Raw genomic sequence first — 14,729 nt, 5'->3', positions numbered from 1 at the left:
TCCATCGGATTGGAAAGCGCTGCACTGCCGGTAATCCTCAGTCGTTTTTTGTTATGGTCTTTTGTTGGACGAAGGCTACCCGCTTCGGCCATAGGTTTCCAGCGTCAACCAACGGGAGTCAGTCAACGACCCTTAACTGTGGCGTCTGCGCCGCTGTGTGGTCCAGAACGGCCTGATAGGGGTCTTTCGTTGCTAGCATCATGTCCGCCACGCCGCGCAGCAATTGCCGACGCCCCCGACGAGAATAAAAACCGCCCGGTATCTGGCTGGTTTTCAACAGAAACTGTCGATACCTCTGATAGGCGCTCTGGTCTGGCGGCATGGGCGTTGCAAAAAATGCGCTCAGAGGCTGGCGTGAGACAAACTCGGGTTTGTCATAAACGGATTTGCCAAAAATCCGCAGCGGGATGCCGCGCCACAAGACCTGCTGTCCTGCGGTCGAATTGATTGTGACGGCTGAATGCGCGTTGTTCAGCAAACCGGCCAGCTTGCCACCCGGAACGTAATGCACCCGGTCGGCAATTCCGTGCGCGCGCGACAGTTGCCGAACACGACGGCGCAGGGGCTCTCGGTGATTTTCAAGCGGATGTTCTTTGATCACCAGCCGATGATGCTTGGGCGCGCCATCGGCGAAGCCCTGAATGACGTCCGCAAGAAACTCGGACATGCTGGAGTAGTCCGAATGCGCCTGAACAGAGCTGTCATGCCCCAGTTGCAGCAACACCAGATGATAAGGCTTAGCGCTCAACAGCACACGGGTTGTGGCCCAGTAACGTTGAATCCGGTGCAGCGGCATTAGCGCCAACCGTTTGAAATACAGTTTGAATTCCTGCGATACCGGCAAATCCCGGTGTCGCCGAAAATTGCGGTAGCGCTGGTTTAGGAATAGTACAAACCAGTGATAGAGCGCGCCGTAAAAAATGTGCTGCCGCATATCACCCCAATGCGCCGGAGGTATCGGTGCCTGTCCCTGCGACTGGTCCAGCGCCTCCTGCATCTGAGCGACATCCAAAGACATCAGGCGAGAGTTTCCGTTCGAGCCAAAACGCTCATACGTCACCCACCATGGCCGTAGATAGCCTTCTTCGAACACATGCACTGTCAGGCCCTTGGCACGCGCCAGTTCGACGGCGGTGGCGTGTACCGGGCGGATGTCGCCATAAAGGACAATATCCGTGACCTCGCGCGTGTGGATCAGTTCGGACAGCGTGTCCGGCCATTGCTCGGGCGTGTCGCGATAGGGGATGTAAGTGGAGCGATCAAACCAGAACGCCTGATCCCCTGCATTGAACCCGACGCGCCAGACGTCTGCACCCGAGGCGCGCAACAACCGGCCAAGCCCGCTGAAAAACGGGCCATGCGGTCCTTGCAAAAACAGGAACACGCGGCGTTTGTTGCCTTTGGCGGAGGATGACATCAATGCTGCTCTTGCCTTTTGTTGACGAATTTATGCCTGTTTGCGCCTTTCACGGCAAGGTGGGGCTTGCCCGCCCGGTCGCTTGCGCTTACCTCGGCTTGGAACACCGGATCAGGGTATGAGCTAAGGGTTAGCAGAATGTTTACAGGGATCGTCACCGATATCGGCACAATTACCGAGCTTGAGCAGCAGGGCGATCTGCGGGCGCGGATCAAAACGGATTATGACACGGCCGGTATTGATATTGGCGCGTCTATCGCCAGCGATGGCGTGTGCCTGACAGTTATTGCGCTGGGCGATGACTGGTATGACGTTCAGATCAGCGCAGAGACGGTGTCGAAAACCAATCTCGACAACTGGCAGGTCGGCAAGCGTGTCAATCTGGAGCGCGCGCTGAAGGTCGGGGACGAGTTGGGCGGCCACATCGTGTCCGGCCATGTTGACGGCGTGGCCGAGGTTGTCGCCGTGCAGGACGAAGGCGACAGCACCCGTGTCACCCTGCGCGCGCCCAAAGATCTCGCGCGGTTCATCGCGCCGAAAGGGTCGGTTGCGCTTAACGGCACCTCTCTGACCGTGAACGATGTAGATGGCTGTGACTTTGGCATCAATTTCATCCCCCACACCAAAGAGGTGACGACCTGGGGCGATGTTGCGGTCGGCGACCACGTGAACCTTGAGATCGACACACTGGCCCGCTACGTCGCACGTCTGGCCGAAATGACCTGAAGCAACGTCGCGTCGGGGATGCACGGTGCCGCTGTTGCTCTGGTCTTTGAGCCAACGGTAGTCTATCCACCCGTTCAAACTTGCTCTTGTGAAAGGCTGCCTCATGAGCTTTGAAACCCCCGGACCCGTCGAAGCGCAACTGCGTGACGCGATCAGCCCGATCGAAGACATCATCGAAGAGGCGCGCAAGGGCCGGATGTATATTCTGGTCGATCACGAGGATCGCGAGAACGAAGGCGATCTGGTGATTGCCGCTGAATTCGCGGATGCCGAGGCGATCAACTTCATGGCCACCCATGGGCGCGGGCTGATCTGTCTGCCGATGACGGCTGAGCGCGTTGATGCGTTGGGTTTACCGATGATGGCGGTGAACAATTCGTCTCGGCACGAGACCGCTTTCACCGTGTCGATTGAAGCACGTGAGGGTGTGTCGACCGGCATTTCCGCAGCCGACCGAGCGCTGACAGTGGCCACTGCGATCAACGAACAGAACACCATGGCGCATATCGCGACGCCCGGCCATGTCTTCCCCCTGCGCGCCAAGCGGGGCGGGGTGCTGGTGCGCGCTGGTCATACCGAGGCTGCCGTGGATATCTCGCGTCTGGCCGGTCTGAACCCCTCGGGCGTGATCTGCGAGATCATGAAACCTGACGGGACGATGGCGCGTCTGCCCGATCTGGTCGAATTCGCCAAAGAGCATGATATGAAGATCGGCACGATCAGCGATCTGATCACCTATCGTTCGCGCAATGACAATCTGGTGGTTGAGACCTCGCGTGAGACGGTGACCTCGGAATATGGCGGCGAATGGGAGATGCGCCTGTTCACCGATCAGCTTCACGGCATCGAGCATGTCGTGATGATCAAAGGTGACATCACCACGCCCGAGCCCGTTCTGACCCGCACCCACGCCCTGCACGAAGCGCCGGATATTCTAGGCCTTGGTCCGAAATCCTCACGCGAGTTACCCCGCGCGATGGAGAAGATCGCCGAAGAGGGCCGCGGCGTCGTCTGCCTGTTCCGTCAGCCTCGGAATTCGCTCTACGCGGCTGAGGATGAAGGCCCACGGACGATCAAGCAAACCGGGCTTGGCTCGCAAATCCTGTCCAAACTTGGCATTCAGGAACTGGTGCTGCTGACGGACTCGCCGGAAACCGTATATCTGGGGCTCGACGCGTTTGGCCTGTCCATCGTCGGCACCCGCTCGATCCTCAAGGAAGACTGATCATGGCTGAACAAGACAAACATGGCGTCCTGCCGACCCCCAGCTTCGATAAGCCGGTGAAACTGCTGTTGGTGGTGGCACCGTTCTATCGCGCCATCGCCGACAACATGGTCGCTGGTGCCAAGGCCGAGATCGAGGCCGCAGGCGGAACCTGCGACGTAGTCGAAGTGCCCGGCGCGCTGGAAATCCCGACCACAATCGCCATGGCCGACCGCCAGTGCAACTATGACGGCTATGTCGCGCTGGGCTGTGTCATTCGCGGTGAGACGACGCATTATGAAACTGTCTGCAACGACTCGAGCCGCGCCATCCAACTGATGGGCCTGCAGGGCCTGCTGATCGGCAACGGTATCCTGACGGTCGAGAATGACGAACAGGCCGAAGTTCGCGCAAATCCCGAAAAGATGAATAAAGGCGGCGGAGCAGCCGCTGCGGCCTTGCATCTGATCGCGCTCAGCCGTAAGTGGGGCTCTTCCAAAAAGGGCGTGGGCTTCAAGCCGCCGTCCGAGTCCATCCTTGTGGCGGGCGACAGCAACGGACCCACGACAGCATGACCAAGACAGACGCGCCAAAACCGGCCAACCAGAAACGCCTGATGAAATCCGCCGCCCGGCTTTATGCCGTGCAGGCGCTGTTCCAGATGGAGCAATCGGGCCAGACGACCGAACTGGTCGTGAATGAGTTTCTGGATCACCGTTTTGGCGCTGTCTACGAGGGTGAGGAAATGCTGGACGGCGATATCAGCGTTTTCCGTTCGCTGGTCGACAATGCGGTGAATTATCAGGCCCCGATTGACCAGATGACCGACCGTGCGCTGGTCGCCAAATGGCCGATCGCTCGGATTGACCCGACTTTGCGGGCGCTGTTCCGCGCTGCCGGGGCCGAGCTGACCCAAAGCGACACGCCGCCCAAAGTGGTCATCACAGAATTTGTTGACGTGGCCCGCGCGTTCTTCCCGGAAGGGAAGGAGCCCAAATTCGTAAACGCCGTGCTGGATCACATGGCGCGCGAGGCGCAACCCGAGGCGTTCTGACGCCTTTACCGCCGCAGGCCATGCGCTATCTTGTCATAGCGCAAGGAGGCTCGCGATGCCTAAACTGGTCCATCTGTATATCACTCAGGTTGCTTGGGGATTTGTCATCTCTGCTGTTTTTGTCGGGGTGCTGTTGGCGTTCAACGTGGCCAATCTGCGCAACCTGATCGCCGGTTCTGATGTCGGCATAATCGCACTGTTGATGATCTGGTTCATGAACGGGATCGTCTTTGCAGGCGTTCAGTTCGGTTACAAGATCATGAGCATGGCCGAGAAACCCGGCGGCCCGCGTCGCGGCTCGCCTGTGGTTCAAAGCTTCAAGCCCGCGCTTGCAAAGCAGGAAGCACGCGCAGAGCGCTAATCTTTCCGAAAAATGTGGCGGGACCACCAGTCAACCGTGCGGTGTGATTCCCGAGGACCTGTATGTACAGGTGGGCGCCAGGTAATCAGGCCAGGACCTGAACAGAGCCAGCCCCCTCGGAATTGCTTAAGGCCACCAGAATGCTACCAATCACAAGAAGGGCAGAACCCGCCACGCGCCTAAGTAGGGGTTGCGACGGGTTTGCACAAGGGGTCAGGCATCAACTGTTTCGTGCAAGGCGGTGCGCATCTTGCCGAAATGCTCATCCCAACCGTTATCCAGCGCCAGGATCAAACCGAAGGCATCCGCACCTTGTGGCAGGCCTTCGTGTTCAAGGCTTAGCCTTGTGCCGCCTGCGACAGGGGTCAGCGTCCATTTGACCACGCTCACGGCGTCGCCCATGGGTTTGACGGTGAACGTGTACTCCAAATATTCCGGCGGGCGTGCTTCCCGCACGTCGCCCCAGATCAAAAGGTCGCCGCTGGTGGTCCCGAACATCTCAAGCTTATGGCCTTTGGTCAGGGTTCGTTCGGGTTTGTGAAACCACTCGGCCAGCCGTTCGGGTTCGGTCAGATAGGCCCAGACGGTGTCCGGCTCGGCCCGCAGAAAGATCGTCTTTTGCAAAACGGAAACGGTCATTTATCCTTCCTTTCAATAGCTTCTTTCAGAGAGTTCAGGCGGTCATCCCAGAATTGGTCAAAGTAGCTGAGCCAGTCCAGCACCGGGGCCATCCCCCGTGGTTCTATGCGGTTGATGCGCTCTCGGCCGCGCGCCTCGACTGTGATCAGCCCGCCATCGGACAGGACCGTCAGGTGTTTCTTGACGGCCGCCCGGGTCATGTCGAACCGATCCGTCAATTGTCCGATTGTCATGTCCTCGGACGCCAGCAGTTTGACGATGTCCCGACGCGTAGGGTCAGCCAGCGCACGAAACGCGTTTTGGGTTAGGGTCTGCATTGGTCACCTCGGTAAAGATACCATTTGGTATCATATAAATGCAGTACCATAAGGTATCATGTCAAGCCCCAGGCGAGGGCTTTACTTTTGTTCACTAATTGTTCACATTTTCAAAATGACACTGGATATGCAGCCCGGACAAAGACTTGCACGTGGAGTAGCGCGCCACCTGACCGCGCATGGGTTTGTATCCGTTGAAGAATTCGTACCAGCACGCGGCCTGCGCGTTGACGTTATGGGGCTGGGCCCAAAAGGTGAGCTTTGGGTGATCGAGTGTAAATCCAGCCGCGCCGATTATCAGTCGGATTCCAAGTGGCAAGGCTATCTGGAATGGTGCGACCGATTCTTCTGGGCGGTCGATACCGATTTCCCGACCGAATTGCTGCCCGAGGAAACCGGCCTGATCATCGCTGACGCTTACGACGCCGAGATCATTCGCATGGCGCCAGAGGACAAGCTTGCACCGGCGCGGCGCAAGAAGATGATCCAGAAATTCGCAACAGATGCCGCCCGCAGATTACAGATGCTGCGTGATCCCAGAATTTGAAGCCTATCAGCCTTTGACCGCGCGGGCAGCCTGTGCCGCAGCCAGAATTTCTTCGGCGATTTCTTCGGCTTCTTCCGGCTCGAAATCCATCGGAATCTCGATGCCATCGGCCTCGATGAACAGGCGTACCATGCCATGATCGGTAGGGCCGATCTGTAGGTTCGCCTGAATGTCGCGTTCGGTGTTGATGCCCATGTTCGCCTCCGGGACTGAGCGTTCGTGCTAGCGCGCAAAGGGTTGAGAATCAAGCTGCCTTTGCGCTCAGATAGGGTATGGACAAAGTTCAGATCAGACCCTTTTGCGCTGAGGACGTGCCTTGGTTGGTTGAACAGCACGACACGCTCTACACCCGTGACGAGGGGTTTGATGCGTCGTTCGGCGCATTGGTTCAGCGCATTTTGGATGACTTTGTCGCCGGGTATGATCAAGCGCTCGAGCGCGGTTGGATTGCAGAGCGTGCCAGGGAAAGGCTGGGAAGTATCTTTTGTGTCAGCTTGGATGAGCAGACCGCAAAGCTACGGCTTTTTCTGCTGGTGCCAGAGGCCAGAGGGCAGGGGCTTGGTCAGCGTCTGTTAGACACCTGCATGGGCTTTGCACGCGCTGCTGGTTACGAGGAAATGCGGCTCTGGACCCATGAAAGTCACCGTGCAGCTTGTGCGCTCTACCGGCGCAATGGGTGGCAGTTGCTGGACAGCAAACCGGTGCGATCCTTCGGGGTCGATCTTGTCGAACAAAGCTGGAAAATTCAGCTTTAATCCTCTTGCATTCCCCCGGCGCGTTCGGTACATCGCCCCTCACGAGTGCCGCCTTAGCTCAGTTGGTTAGAGCGCTGGATTGTGGATCCAGAGGTCCCCTGTTCAAGCCAGGGAGGCGGTACCATCTCCCTCAAATCGCTACACGAAAACGAGCCTGACGGGCACAGCTTGTTTGTTCGCGAATTGGATGGGAATAGAACCAGCGCGCTTTTGGTTAGCGCGCCAGGTTCAGTTTCAGCTTCATCTTGCTACGCTTGGCCACGGGCAGGTGGCGGTTCAACCGCTTGTTCACCATGCCAAATCCCCAGATGACCACCAGCGTTAGCAAGATGAAATAGAAGGCCAGAATCGGGTACGGGATGAACGGGTTGAACGTCTTGTCCGCGAAGTAGCCCGCGTAATACAGCGCATCACCCCGTTGCTGCCAGACCGGAAAGGCCGAGAAGAAGACCAACGTCGTGGCATGGAACAGAAAGATCGCCTCATTCGAATAGGCGGGCCAGGCGAGCCGCAGCATCGTCGGCCAGATGATCCGGCGGAAGCGGGCCCAGCCGGTCATGCCATAGGCGTCGGCAGCCTCTATGTCACCCTTGGGGATCGACCGCAGCGCGCCGTAGAAGATCTCGCCTGAATAGGCGGCGGTGTTGCAGAACAGTACGATCAGCGCGCCCAGCCAGGCGGAGGTCAGCGCATCAAGGAACGGGAAAGATTGCTTCAGCGACAGGAAGAAGAAATAGGCAAAGAAGAACTGAATGAACAGTGGCGAGCCCCGGAACAGGAAGATGAACCATTCCGACGGCTTGCGTAGCCATTTCTTGGTGGATGCCTTGCCCAAAGCCAAGGCGGTGGCCAGAAAGAACCCGGTCGCCAGCGCCATGATCCCGAAATAGATGTTCCAGATCATGCCCGATCCGATCAGGGTGAACTGCTCGCAAAGGGTGAAATCATTGCGCGGCAGCGCGCGCTCACCAAAACCGATTGAGCGCAGGGCGTAGTCCTGAATGGTCTGGATACAGCTCATGCCGTGGTCTCCTTGCGCAGCAGCTCTCCGCCTGCGGTGGCCTGACCGTGAGACAGGCGGCGCATCAGCCGTTCAAGGGCAATCTCTGAGACGCGGGTCATGCCGAGATAGAAGACCAGCAGGGCGAGGAAATACCACATGCGCCAGTCGCCATGCGGGTATTGCGTAAATTTCGGGTTCTTGAACGCACCCAATTCGCGCGCCCAATAGACGATGTCCTCGATCCCCAGCAGGAACAGAAGCGGCGTGGCCTTGATCAGAACCATCCAAAGGTTCGACAGGCCGGGCAGGGCATAAACCCACATCTGCGGCACCAGAATTCGCCAGAAGGTCTGGCGGCGGGTCATGCCGTAGGCCTCAGCCGTTTCCAGCTGAGCGTGCGGCACGGCACGCATTCCGCCGAACAGGACGTTAGCCGCAAAGGCTCCAAAAACGATGGAAAAGGTGATGACAGCCAGAAAAAAGCCGTAGGTCTCATGGACCCATTCAGGGGCGCTGCCCAGAGGCAGCTTGGCGGCCTGACAGACGATAAAGTCATTGCCCTGCCGGACAGGGTCCGTCCATTCCGGGCAGAGGATTTTATGCCGCGTCCATTCAAACGCCTGATCCAGCGCGATCACGAAGAACATGAAGAATGCGATGTCCGGCACGCCGCGTACGATGGCGATATAGCCCTTGCCCAACAGGCTGAGCGGCGGGACATGCGACCGGGCCGCCATGGCGCCCAGAAAGCCAAAGCCCAATGCGACCGGCGCAGTGATCGCAAGCAGCAGCAGCACCTTGAAAAAGGACAGATAGAACAGCCAATGCACACCATTGGTTAGATAACAGGCGAACCAACGGAACGTGCCGAGTGTATCGGGATCAGTGCAAAACGAGAAAATGGTGGGCCTCTTTGACTGGCAAGGGCGCAGAGGCGGCGCGCCTTAAAACAGGCGCGCCGCAGAGTGCATTAGAAGGTCGAGGACACTTCCCACTTGGTGATCAGCTCGTTCAGGCTGCCGTCGTCCTTCATGGACTGGATGGCCGCGTTGAACTTTTCTTTCAGCTCACCGTCAGATTCACGGATACCCATGCCGACGCCACCGCCCAGCGGTACTTCGTCACCAACGAAAATCAGGCCCGAGCCGTCTTCGGTGAAGGGCACCAGGAAGGATTTGTCGGCCAGGACCGCGTCAGCTTCGCCATTGCGCACGGCAGCGATGGTCTCTTCGGGGCTTGCGAACTCGACCAGAGTCGCGCCGGAATCGGCAATGTAGCCGGCCTGAATGGTGCCGGTCTGCGCCGCAATCACGCCGCCTGTCAGGTCAACGCCATCGGACATTGCGATATAGGCCGACGGATCTGGCGGAGTGTAGTTTTGGGTGAAGTCGATGACCTCATCACGTTCGTCGGTGATCGACATACCCGCGATGATCGCGTCGTAGTTGCCCGACACAAGGTTCGGAATGATCGAATCCCAGTCGTTCTTGACCCATTCGCAGCTCAGCTCGGCGCGGGTGCAAAGCTCATCGCCCAGCTCGCGCTCGAACCCGTCGATCTCGCCCGCGTCATTGACGAAGTTCCAGGGCGCGTACGCACCTTCGGTGCCCAGACGGACGGTGTCCGCCATGGCCACGCCAGCGCCAAGCGCCAGTGCTGCTGTGGTCAGAATCAGTTTTTTCATTGGATACTCCCCAGTTTGTATTCTGTCCGGTAGTTAAGCCGCCTTTGTGGCGGATAGAAAGCCCCGAAGCCGTTCGGATTCGGGAGAAGTAAAGATATCTTCCGGCAGACCCTCTTCCTCAATCCGCCCCTGATGCAGGAACACGACGTGGCTTGAGATATCGGCCGCCATCTTCATGTCATGGGTCACGATTATCATAGTGCGACCTTCAGAGGCCAAATCCTTGATAACCTTGATCACTTCTTGTTCCAGCTCCGGGTCCAGGGCCGAGGTCGGTTCGTCAAAAAGCAACGCCTCAGGCTCCATGCAAAGACCGCGGGCGATGGCAGCGCGCTGCTGCTGACCACCCGACAACTGTGCCGGGTAGACGTCGCACTTGTCGCCGATGCCGACCTTTTCCAGATATTTTCGGGCGCTATCCTCAACTTCTTTCGGATCGCGGCCCAGCACGGTGACGGGGGCCTCCATCACGTTTTGCAGGATCGTCATATGCGCCCACAGGTTAAACTGCTGAAACACCATCGACAGGTTGGTGCGAATGCGCATGACCTGCTTGGAATCGGCAGGGCGGCGGTGATGGCTGTCACCGGACCAGCGCACCGGTTCGCCTTTGAATAGGATCTCGCCCTGTTGGCTGTCTTCCAGCAGATTACAGCAGCGCAGCAGAGTGGATTTTCCCGATCCAGATGACCCAATTAGAGAGACCACATCTCCGCGTCTTGCCGTGATATCCACCCCTTTCAGCACTTCTAAATGGCCGAAACTTTTGTGGAGGTTCTTGATCTCGATTACAGGAGTGGAATCTGTCACGGAGTGTCCATGTGTTAGCGGTGTTGGTGCGGTAATAGGGCTTAAATTTCGGGGCAATGCAATGCGCAATTGGCGTCATGGTGTCTGGAATTTGTCAATTTGGCCAGAGTGGTTGGTCAAATTGGCCAGCGATTGATCCAGACTGCTTAAACTTGCGCCGGATTGGGGACCGAGAGATATGCGGACGCCGGGATGTCGATCAGGCCGCGCAAGTGCAGCAGGTCCCGGTCGGATGGACGCAGATCATTGATCGCGGCCCGAACGGCGCGGGTGACGGCCTGAGCGTCTTGTCCAAGCGCGGTGATATAGGGCAGGGCGGGCGTAGGGGCTGTGGTCTCGACTTCGCGCAACGCGGTGCCAAGATCGGAATGCGTCTTAAGCAACTCCCAGGTCAGCGCATCCAGCGCCGCATAGTCGGCTTGGCCATCCGCAACAGCGTGCGCCGACAGCGCGTGCCCTCCGGTTTGAAGAGTGTTGGCGGGGCGTTGGTTCAGCGCCTCCAGATGCACCATCGGGGCCGCCCAGCCAGACTGCGACAACGCCTCGTTAAAGGCAAATATACCCTCGGAAAGGGCAGCAAGGTCGCGGTAATCGTCCAGTCGCGCCACAAAGATCGAGCGATAGTGGCCCGGCGGGCAACCGTCCAACGCATAGTCCGGGGTGCCGATCAGTTGGACTTTGCCATGCAGGCGGGTGCGATAGGGCATCCCGCAGGTCTGCGCGAAGGTCAGGTCCGGCTTCAGCCAGATATCCCAAACATCAGCGTCGCGCGTCAGATGCTCTGGCCCATAGCCCAGATGTCCGCGAATCAGCGCCCAGAAACGGTCATTCGCGGCTTGCAGCGCGGGCATGTCGTACATGCCCAGCATTGCGATCATGATTTGGCGGCCTTTTGCCGGGCCAGTGCCGAGTCGACATCGCTGACGCCCAGAAGGCTGACCACCAACCGCAGCAACGAGTCTTCTTCGCCCGACCGTTGGCCATCCGCCAGCGCAACCGACCACATCGCCTGAACCACGGCCAGACGGTCATCATAGGCAACGGCCTCTTTGATCGCGCGGGTAAAGCGGACGGTATCGGGGGCCTCGGCCTCAAGGTCTTCGGCGCGGGCGCGCAGGGAGGCGGCCTCGAACGGGGACAAACCATAGCGCTCGGCAGAAATCCGGTCGATCCGGGCCATCTCGGTATCGGCATAGTCGTTGTCTGCCCGGGCAATGCGCACCAACAGGGCCGTCAGGGCAAGGCGGGCATCATCATCGGCAAGCGGGTCGGGGGCGGGCTGAGTCAGCCGGGACAGGAAATCACTAAACATGGCTTAGATATAGAGGTCGCCTACTGGTCTTCCAAGTTCCTTTGAACCCGCTCACGGGCTCTCTGGCTGTCGTTATAGCTGAGGCCCATCGCAACGCGCGCCTCTTCGACGATTTTCATCTCGCCCTCGTCAGAGTTGCCGTCGGCCAGAACAACCTCCCACAAGGCGTCCAGCGCGGCCAGCCGCTCATTCAGGTCGGTCGTTTCGCGGATCAACTTGCCGAACGTGTCTGTTTCGGGTGCGGCGGCGTGCAGCTTTTCGCAGGTGGCGCGCACCTTGGCGGCCTCAATCGCGTTGTGCTGATAGAGCCGTGCCAGAATCCGGTCGATCAGGCTGATTTCTTCAAGCTTATAATCCCGATCCGCCTGTGCCACGCGCACCATAAGCGCGCCCAGAGCCAGCTCGGCATCCGGGTCGGGTAGATTGTCGTGCTGTGGCGGGCGAAAGGCCTGCAAGAATTTCTTCAACATACCGTGAGGTTATTCCATATTTTGTAGGCCGCCAAGCACGGACTACCCGTCATAGCCCTGAATGATCACGAGATCGCCCATCGCAACCGGATCGCGATACGCCTTGGCCTTTTGGTATTGCTCGCTGTCATAACAAGCCAACGCCTGTTCATAGCTGGGGAATTCGATCACAACCGTCCGGGCGCGGGCTTGCCCTTCTTTTTCAACGCGTTCGCCGCCGCGCACCAGGAACTTTGCGCCGTATTCGGCAAAGGGTGCGGCATTGGCGGCGATATAGTCCTTATAACGCTCCATGTCGTCGACATCGACATGAGCAACCCAGTATCCTTTGGCCATCCGGCATCCTCCGACAGTTTCCCGGCAGGGTGCGGGGCAAACAGGGGAATTGCAATCCCCTTGATGCGGTCAACGTTGAGGGTGAAGCGCCTTGTGCGCCGATTCCTGCAACCAAGCGATCATTTGCCGATAGGGAACCGGGCCGTAACTGATGCGTGCGACACCCAATGAGGCCAGCGTGGCGGTATCCGGCGTCCCCGGCAGGGCGATGATATTGACCGGCAGATCGGTGGAATCGCACAGGCGGGCAATCATGTCTTCATCTTTCAGCCCTGGCGCAAAGAACCCGCTTGCCCCGGCATCGGCATAGGCTTTGGCGCGGGCAATCGCTTCGTCCAGCATTGCGTTGTCGTGAGTGTCCGGCTTGGCCTTCAGAAAGATGTCCGTGCGGGAATTGATAAAGGCAGGGATACCTGCGGCGTCACAGCCCTCGCGCATGGCCCGAACACGCGCTTCCTGCGTTTCAATGTCATAGAGGTCACTGGTGCCGACGATCTGATCTTCAAAGTTGAAGCCGATGACGCCGGTTTCCAGCGCGCGCTGCGTGTTGGCGGCCACGCCCAGCACGTCCTCGGCATAGGCCCCTTCAAAATCCAGCGTCACCGGCAGGTCAATCGCATCGACAATGCGGTGGGCATTGTCCAGCGCCACCTCAATCGGAATGTTTTGACCGTCGCCCAACCCCTGCGCCATCGCGACCGGAGCACTGCCGGTTGCAATCGCCTTGGCGCCCGCGTCGCGCACGGCGCCGGCACTGCCTGCGTCCCAGATGTTATACAGAATGACAGGCTCGCCCTTCTTGTGCAGGGCTGCAAAGGTTTCTGCCTTGGTGATCTGGGTGCTCATGGCCGGTCTCCTGTCGCTGCTATGGCGCACGGTACACGACGCTTCTTGAAACGAGGGGCGAAAAGGATTCGAATTGAAGATTCTTCACTACAAGGATCTTCAGGATGTTCGGATTTCTCCTCACCCCTCTGATGACAACGCTAAGCCCACATTTTGATCTGAGCAAGACGCGATTGGAGACCCTGGCCATAATGCTGATTGGTCTGGCAAACGGTCGAACTGTGAACCTTGGTCATCTGGCGAGTCAGTTCCCCGGCAGCGCTCTTCATGCATCGAGTTATCGCCGCCTTCAGCGCTTCTTCCAGCATGTTCGATTGGATGGAGATGTGGTTGCGCGGTTGATTATCTGCCTGCTTGATCTGAAGGGTCCAAAGCTCCTTGCGCTGGACCGGACCAACTGGAAGTTGGGCAAGACCGATATCAACTTTCTGGTTCTGGCGATCGTGACACGCCGCTTCAAGGTGCCTCTGATGTGGTCGCTTCTGGGTAACAGCGGTAATAGCTCAACGCGGCAACGCAAGAAGTTGATCCGACGATATCTTCGAGTGTTCGGGGCATCTTCCATTGAGGCTCTGCTGGCAGACCGGGAGTTCATTGGGGATAAGTGGTTGGATTTTCTCGCTGAAAACAACGTTCCATTCGTCGTCCGCTTACGCGAAAACATGCACATCCACACCGAAGACGGACGCCGGTTCCAGTTGCGTTCGCTGCTGCGCAAACGCCGCAAGGGCCAATGGAAAGGCTGGCTGGGCGGCATGGCGCACACGCCCAAGAACCTATTTCGCTTTCAGGGGAAACGGATCAAAGGTGGCGAGTTGATTTGGGTCGCAACAAACATCGACGCCCCAAAAAACCCACTCAAACTCTATCGCAAAAGGTGGGGCATTGAATGCCTCTTCGCAGATGCCAAAACTCGTGGCTTCAATATCGAAGACACTCACATCACCGACCCGCACAAGCTTGCGACACTCCTTACGATCGTTGCGCTGGCCATGACCTGGGCATACCGATGCGCAAGTCAGGCGATGGGCCGACAGGGGATCCCGAAAAAAGCCCACAAGCGGCGGGCAACGTCATGGTTCAGGGTCGGGTTCGACGCGCTCCGACGTTGGATCTTATATAACCCGGAAAAGGCTCTTCAGGCCTGGCGACGAACCTGCCCAAAGCGGTCGCTTTCAAGCCCCAAAATGGAGCGCGTTTGGCCATGAGTCGTGTACCATGGCTATGGCGGCAGTTAACCGTGCAAAC

At 58.4% G+C, this 14,729-nt stretch carries 21 protein-coding genes and 1 tRNA gene; 9 read left to right on the top strand and 13 right to left on the bottom strand.

The features are described 5' to 3' along the window. Positions 1 to 118: 118 nt before the first annotated feature. Positions 119 to 1,417, bottom strand: a complete 1,299-nt coding sequence (locus ACOQOY_RS04990) for a capsule biosynthesis protein (RefSeq protein ID WP_420584379.1) — start codon at positions 1,415 to 1,417, stop codon at positions 119 to 121. Between the two features lie 138 nt (positions 1,418 to 1,555). On the opposite strand from ACOQOY_RS04990, the gene ACOQOY_RS04985 reads away from it, so the two are divergent. The 5 genes from ACOQOY_RS04985 (at position 1,556) to ACOQOY_RS04965 (ending at position 4,762) form a co-directional block, all read left to right on the top strand. Beyond that, entirely contained in the window at positions 1,556 to 2,143 is a 588-nt protein-coding gene (locus ACOQOY_RS04985) for a riboflavin synthase (RefSeq protein ID WP_420584378.1), read from the top strand. Positions 2,144 to 2,246: 103 nt separating this feature from the next. Next, the gene (gene ribB, locus ACOQOY_RS04980; RefSeq protein ID WP_420584377.1) at positions 2,247 to 3,368 is read left to right on the top strand and encodes a 3,4-dihydroxy-2-butanone-4-phosphate synthase; all 1,122 of its coding nucleotides are present in this window, start codon (positions 2,247 to 2,249) and stop codon (positions 3,366 to 3,368) included. Positions 3,369 to 3,370: 2 nt separating this feature from the next. Beyond that, positions 3,371 to 3,922 (top strand): 6,7-dimethyl-8-ribityllumazine synthase, encoded by a 552-nt coding sequence (locus ACOQOY_RS04975; RefSeq protein ID WP_420584376.1) that lies wholly within the window; start codon positions 3,371 to 3,373, stop codon positions 3,920 to 3,922. After that, positions 3,919 to 4,401, top strand: coding sequence for a transcription antitermination factor NusB (gene nusB / locus ACOQOY_RS04970; RefSeq protein WP_420584375.1), 483 nt, complete (start codon positions 3,919 to 3,921; stop codon positions 4,399 to 4,401). Before ACOQOY_RS04975 ends, nusB begins: the two co-directional genes overlap by 4 nt. Before the next feature lie 55 nt (positions 4,402 to 4,456). Beyond that, a complete protein-coding gene (locus tag ACOQOY_RS04965; protein WP_420584374.1) occupies positions 4,457 to 4,762 on the top strand; it encodes a hypothetical protein in 306 nt (101 codons plus the stop codon). Between the two features lie 213 nt (positions 4,763 to 4,975). On the opposite strand, the gene ACOQOY_RS04960 is transcribed toward ACOQOY_RS04965, so the two are convergent. Both ACOQOY_RS04960 and ACOQOY_RS04955 read right to left on the bottom strand, forming a co-directional pair. Next, positions 4,976 to 5,401: an SRPBCC family protein gene (locus ACOQOY_RS04960; RefSeq protein WP_420584373.1), complete on the bottom strand. Its 426-nt coding sequence runs from the start codon at positions 5,399 to 5,401 to the stop codon at positions 4,976 to 4,978. Next, positions 5,398 to 5,718, bottom strand: coding sequence for a metalloregulator ArsR/SmtB family transcription factor (locus tag ACOQOY_RS04955; RefSeq protein WP_170630317.1), 321 nt, complete (start codon positions 5,716 to 5,718; stop codon positions 5,398 to 5,400). Before ACOQOY_RS04955 ends, ACOQOY_RS04960 begins: the two co-directional genes overlap by 4 nt. Before the next feature lie 115 nt (positions 5,719 to 5,833). On the opposite strand from ACOQOY_RS04955, the gene ACOQOY_RS04950 reads away from it, so the two are divergent. Then, the gene (locus ACOQOY_RS04950) at positions 5,834 to 6,265 is read left to right on the top strand and encodes an MmcB family DNA repair protein (RefSeq protein WP_420584372.1); all 432 of its coding nucleotides are present in this window, start codon (positions 5,834 to 5,836) and stop codon (positions 6,263 to 6,265) included. 6 nt (positions 6,266 to 6,271) lie between these two features. Here ACOQOY_RS04950 and ACOQOY_RS04945 read toward each other — a convergent pair whose 3' ends face one another. After that, the gene (locus ACOQOY_RS04945; protein ID WP_420584371.1) at positions 6,272 to 6,460 is read right to left on the bottom strand and encodes a DUF6324 family protein; all 189 of its coding nucleotides are present in this window, start codon (positions 6,458 to 6,460) and stop codon (positions 6,272 to 6,274) included. Positions 6,461 to 6,537: 77 nt separating this feature from the next. Here ACOQOY_RS04945 and ACOQOY_RS04940 point away from each other — a divergent pair, with 77 nt between their 5' ends. Both ACOQOY_RS04940 and ACOQOY_RS04935 read left to right on the top strand, forming a co-directional pair. After that, positions 6,538 to 7,020, top strand: coding sequence for a GNAT family N-acetyltransferase (locus ACOQOY_RS04940; RefSeq protein ID WP_420584370.1), 483 nt, complete (start codon positions 6,538 to 6,540; stop codon positions 7,018 to 7,020). Positions 7,021 to 7,067: 47 nt separating this feature from the next. Next, positions 7,068 to 7,144, top strand: a tRNA-His gene (locus ACOQOY_RS04935). A gap of 90 nt (positions 7,145 to 7,234) precedes the next feature. Here the strand turns inward: ACOQOY_RS04935 and ACOQOY_RS04930 are convergent. The 9 genes from ACOQOY_RS04930 to ACOQOY_RS04890 form a co-directional block, all read right to left on the bottom strand. After that, the gene (locus ACOQOY_RS04930; protein WP_420584369.1) at positions 7,235 to 8,041 is read right to left on the bottom strand and encodes an ABC transporter permease; all 807 of its coding nucleotides are present in this window, start codon (positions 8,039 to 8,041) and stop codon (positions 7,235 to 7,237) included. After that, entirely contained in the window at positions 8,038 to 8,925 is an 888-nt protein-coding gene (locus tag ACOQOY_RS04925) for an ABC transporter permease (protein WP_420587210.1), read from the bottom strand. The genes ACOQOY_RS04930 and ACOQOY_RS04925 overlap by 4 nt, the downstream gene beginning before the upstream one ends. Positions 8,926 to 8,993: 68 nt before the next feature. Next, positions 8,994 to 9,707 (bottom strand): transporter substrate-binding domain-containing protein, encoded by a 714-nt coding sequence (locus ACOQOY_RS04920; RefSeq protein WP_420584368.1) that lies wholly within the window; start codon positions 9,705 to 9,707, stop codon positions 8,994 to 8,996. A 33-nt stretch (positions 9,708 to 9,740) separates the two neighbouring features. Beyond that, positions 9,741 to 10,517 carry an ABC transporter ATP-binding protein gene (locus ACOQOY_RS04915; protein ID WP_420584367.1) on the bottom strand — a complete coding sequence of 259 codons (777 nt, stop codon included), beginning with the start codon at positions 10,515 to 10,517 and terminating at the stop codon, positions 9,741 to 9,743. Between the two features lie 146 nt (positions 10,518 to 10,663). Further along, positions 10,664 to 11,395, bottom strand: a complete 732-nt coding sequence (locus ACOQOY_RS04910) for a phosphate/phosphite/phosphonate ABC transporter substrate-binding protein (protein ID WP_420584366.1) — start codon at positions 11,393 to 11,395, stop codon at positions 10,664 to 10,666. Then, on the bottom strand, positions 11,392 to 11,829 hold the full coding sequence (locus ACOQOY_RS04905) for a TerB family tellurite resistance protein (protein WP_420584365.1): 438 nt from the start codon (positions 11,827 to 11,829) through the stop codon (positions 11,392 to 11,394). Before ACOQOY_RS04905 ends, ACOQOY_RS04910 begins: the two co-directional genes overlap by 4 nt. Positions 11,830 to 11,849: 20 nt before the next feature. Beyond that, a complete protein-coding gene (locus tag ACOQOY_RS04900; protein WP_420584364.1) occupies positions 11,850 to 12,299 on the bottom strand; it encodes a TerB family tellurite resistance protein in 450 nt (149 codons plus the stop codon). 42 nt (positions 12,300 to 12,341) lie between these two features. Continuing rightward, positions 12,342 to 12,635, bottom strand: coding sequence for a DUF1330 domain-containing protein (locus ACOQOY_RS04895; RefSeq protein WP_420584363.1), 294 nt, complete (start codon positions 12,633 to 12,635; stop codon positions 12,342 to 12,344). A 69-nt stretch (positions 12,636 to 12,704) separates the two neighbouring features. Then, positions 12,705 to 13,481, bottom strand: coding sequence for an isocitrate lyase/PEP mutase family protein (locus ACOQOY_RS04890; RefSeq protein WP_420584362.1), 777 nt, complete (start codon positions 13,479 to 13,481; stop codon positions 12,705 to 12,707). A 104-nt stretch (positions 13,482 to 13,585) separates the two neighbouring features. Here ACOQOY_RS04890 and ACOQOY_RS04885 point away from each other — a divergent pair, with 104 nt between their 5' ends. Next, the gene (locus tag ACOQOY_RS04885; protein ID WP_420583443.1) at positions 13,586 to 14,689 is read left to right on the top strand and encodes an IS4 family transposase; all 1,104 of its coding nucleotides are present in this window, start codon (positions 13,586 to 13,588) and stop codon (positions 14,687 to 14,689) included. Positions 14,690 to 14,729 lie beyond the last annotated feature (40 nt).

Source organism: Ruegeria sp. (genome assembly GCF_965221235.1).
Lineage (GTDB): Bacteria > Pseudomonadota > Alphaproteobacteria > Rhodobacterales > Rhodobacteraceae > Ruegeria.
The sequence above is the reverse complement of the archived record's forward strand: the minus strand, read 5'-3'. Positions and strand labels throughout refer to the sequence as shown.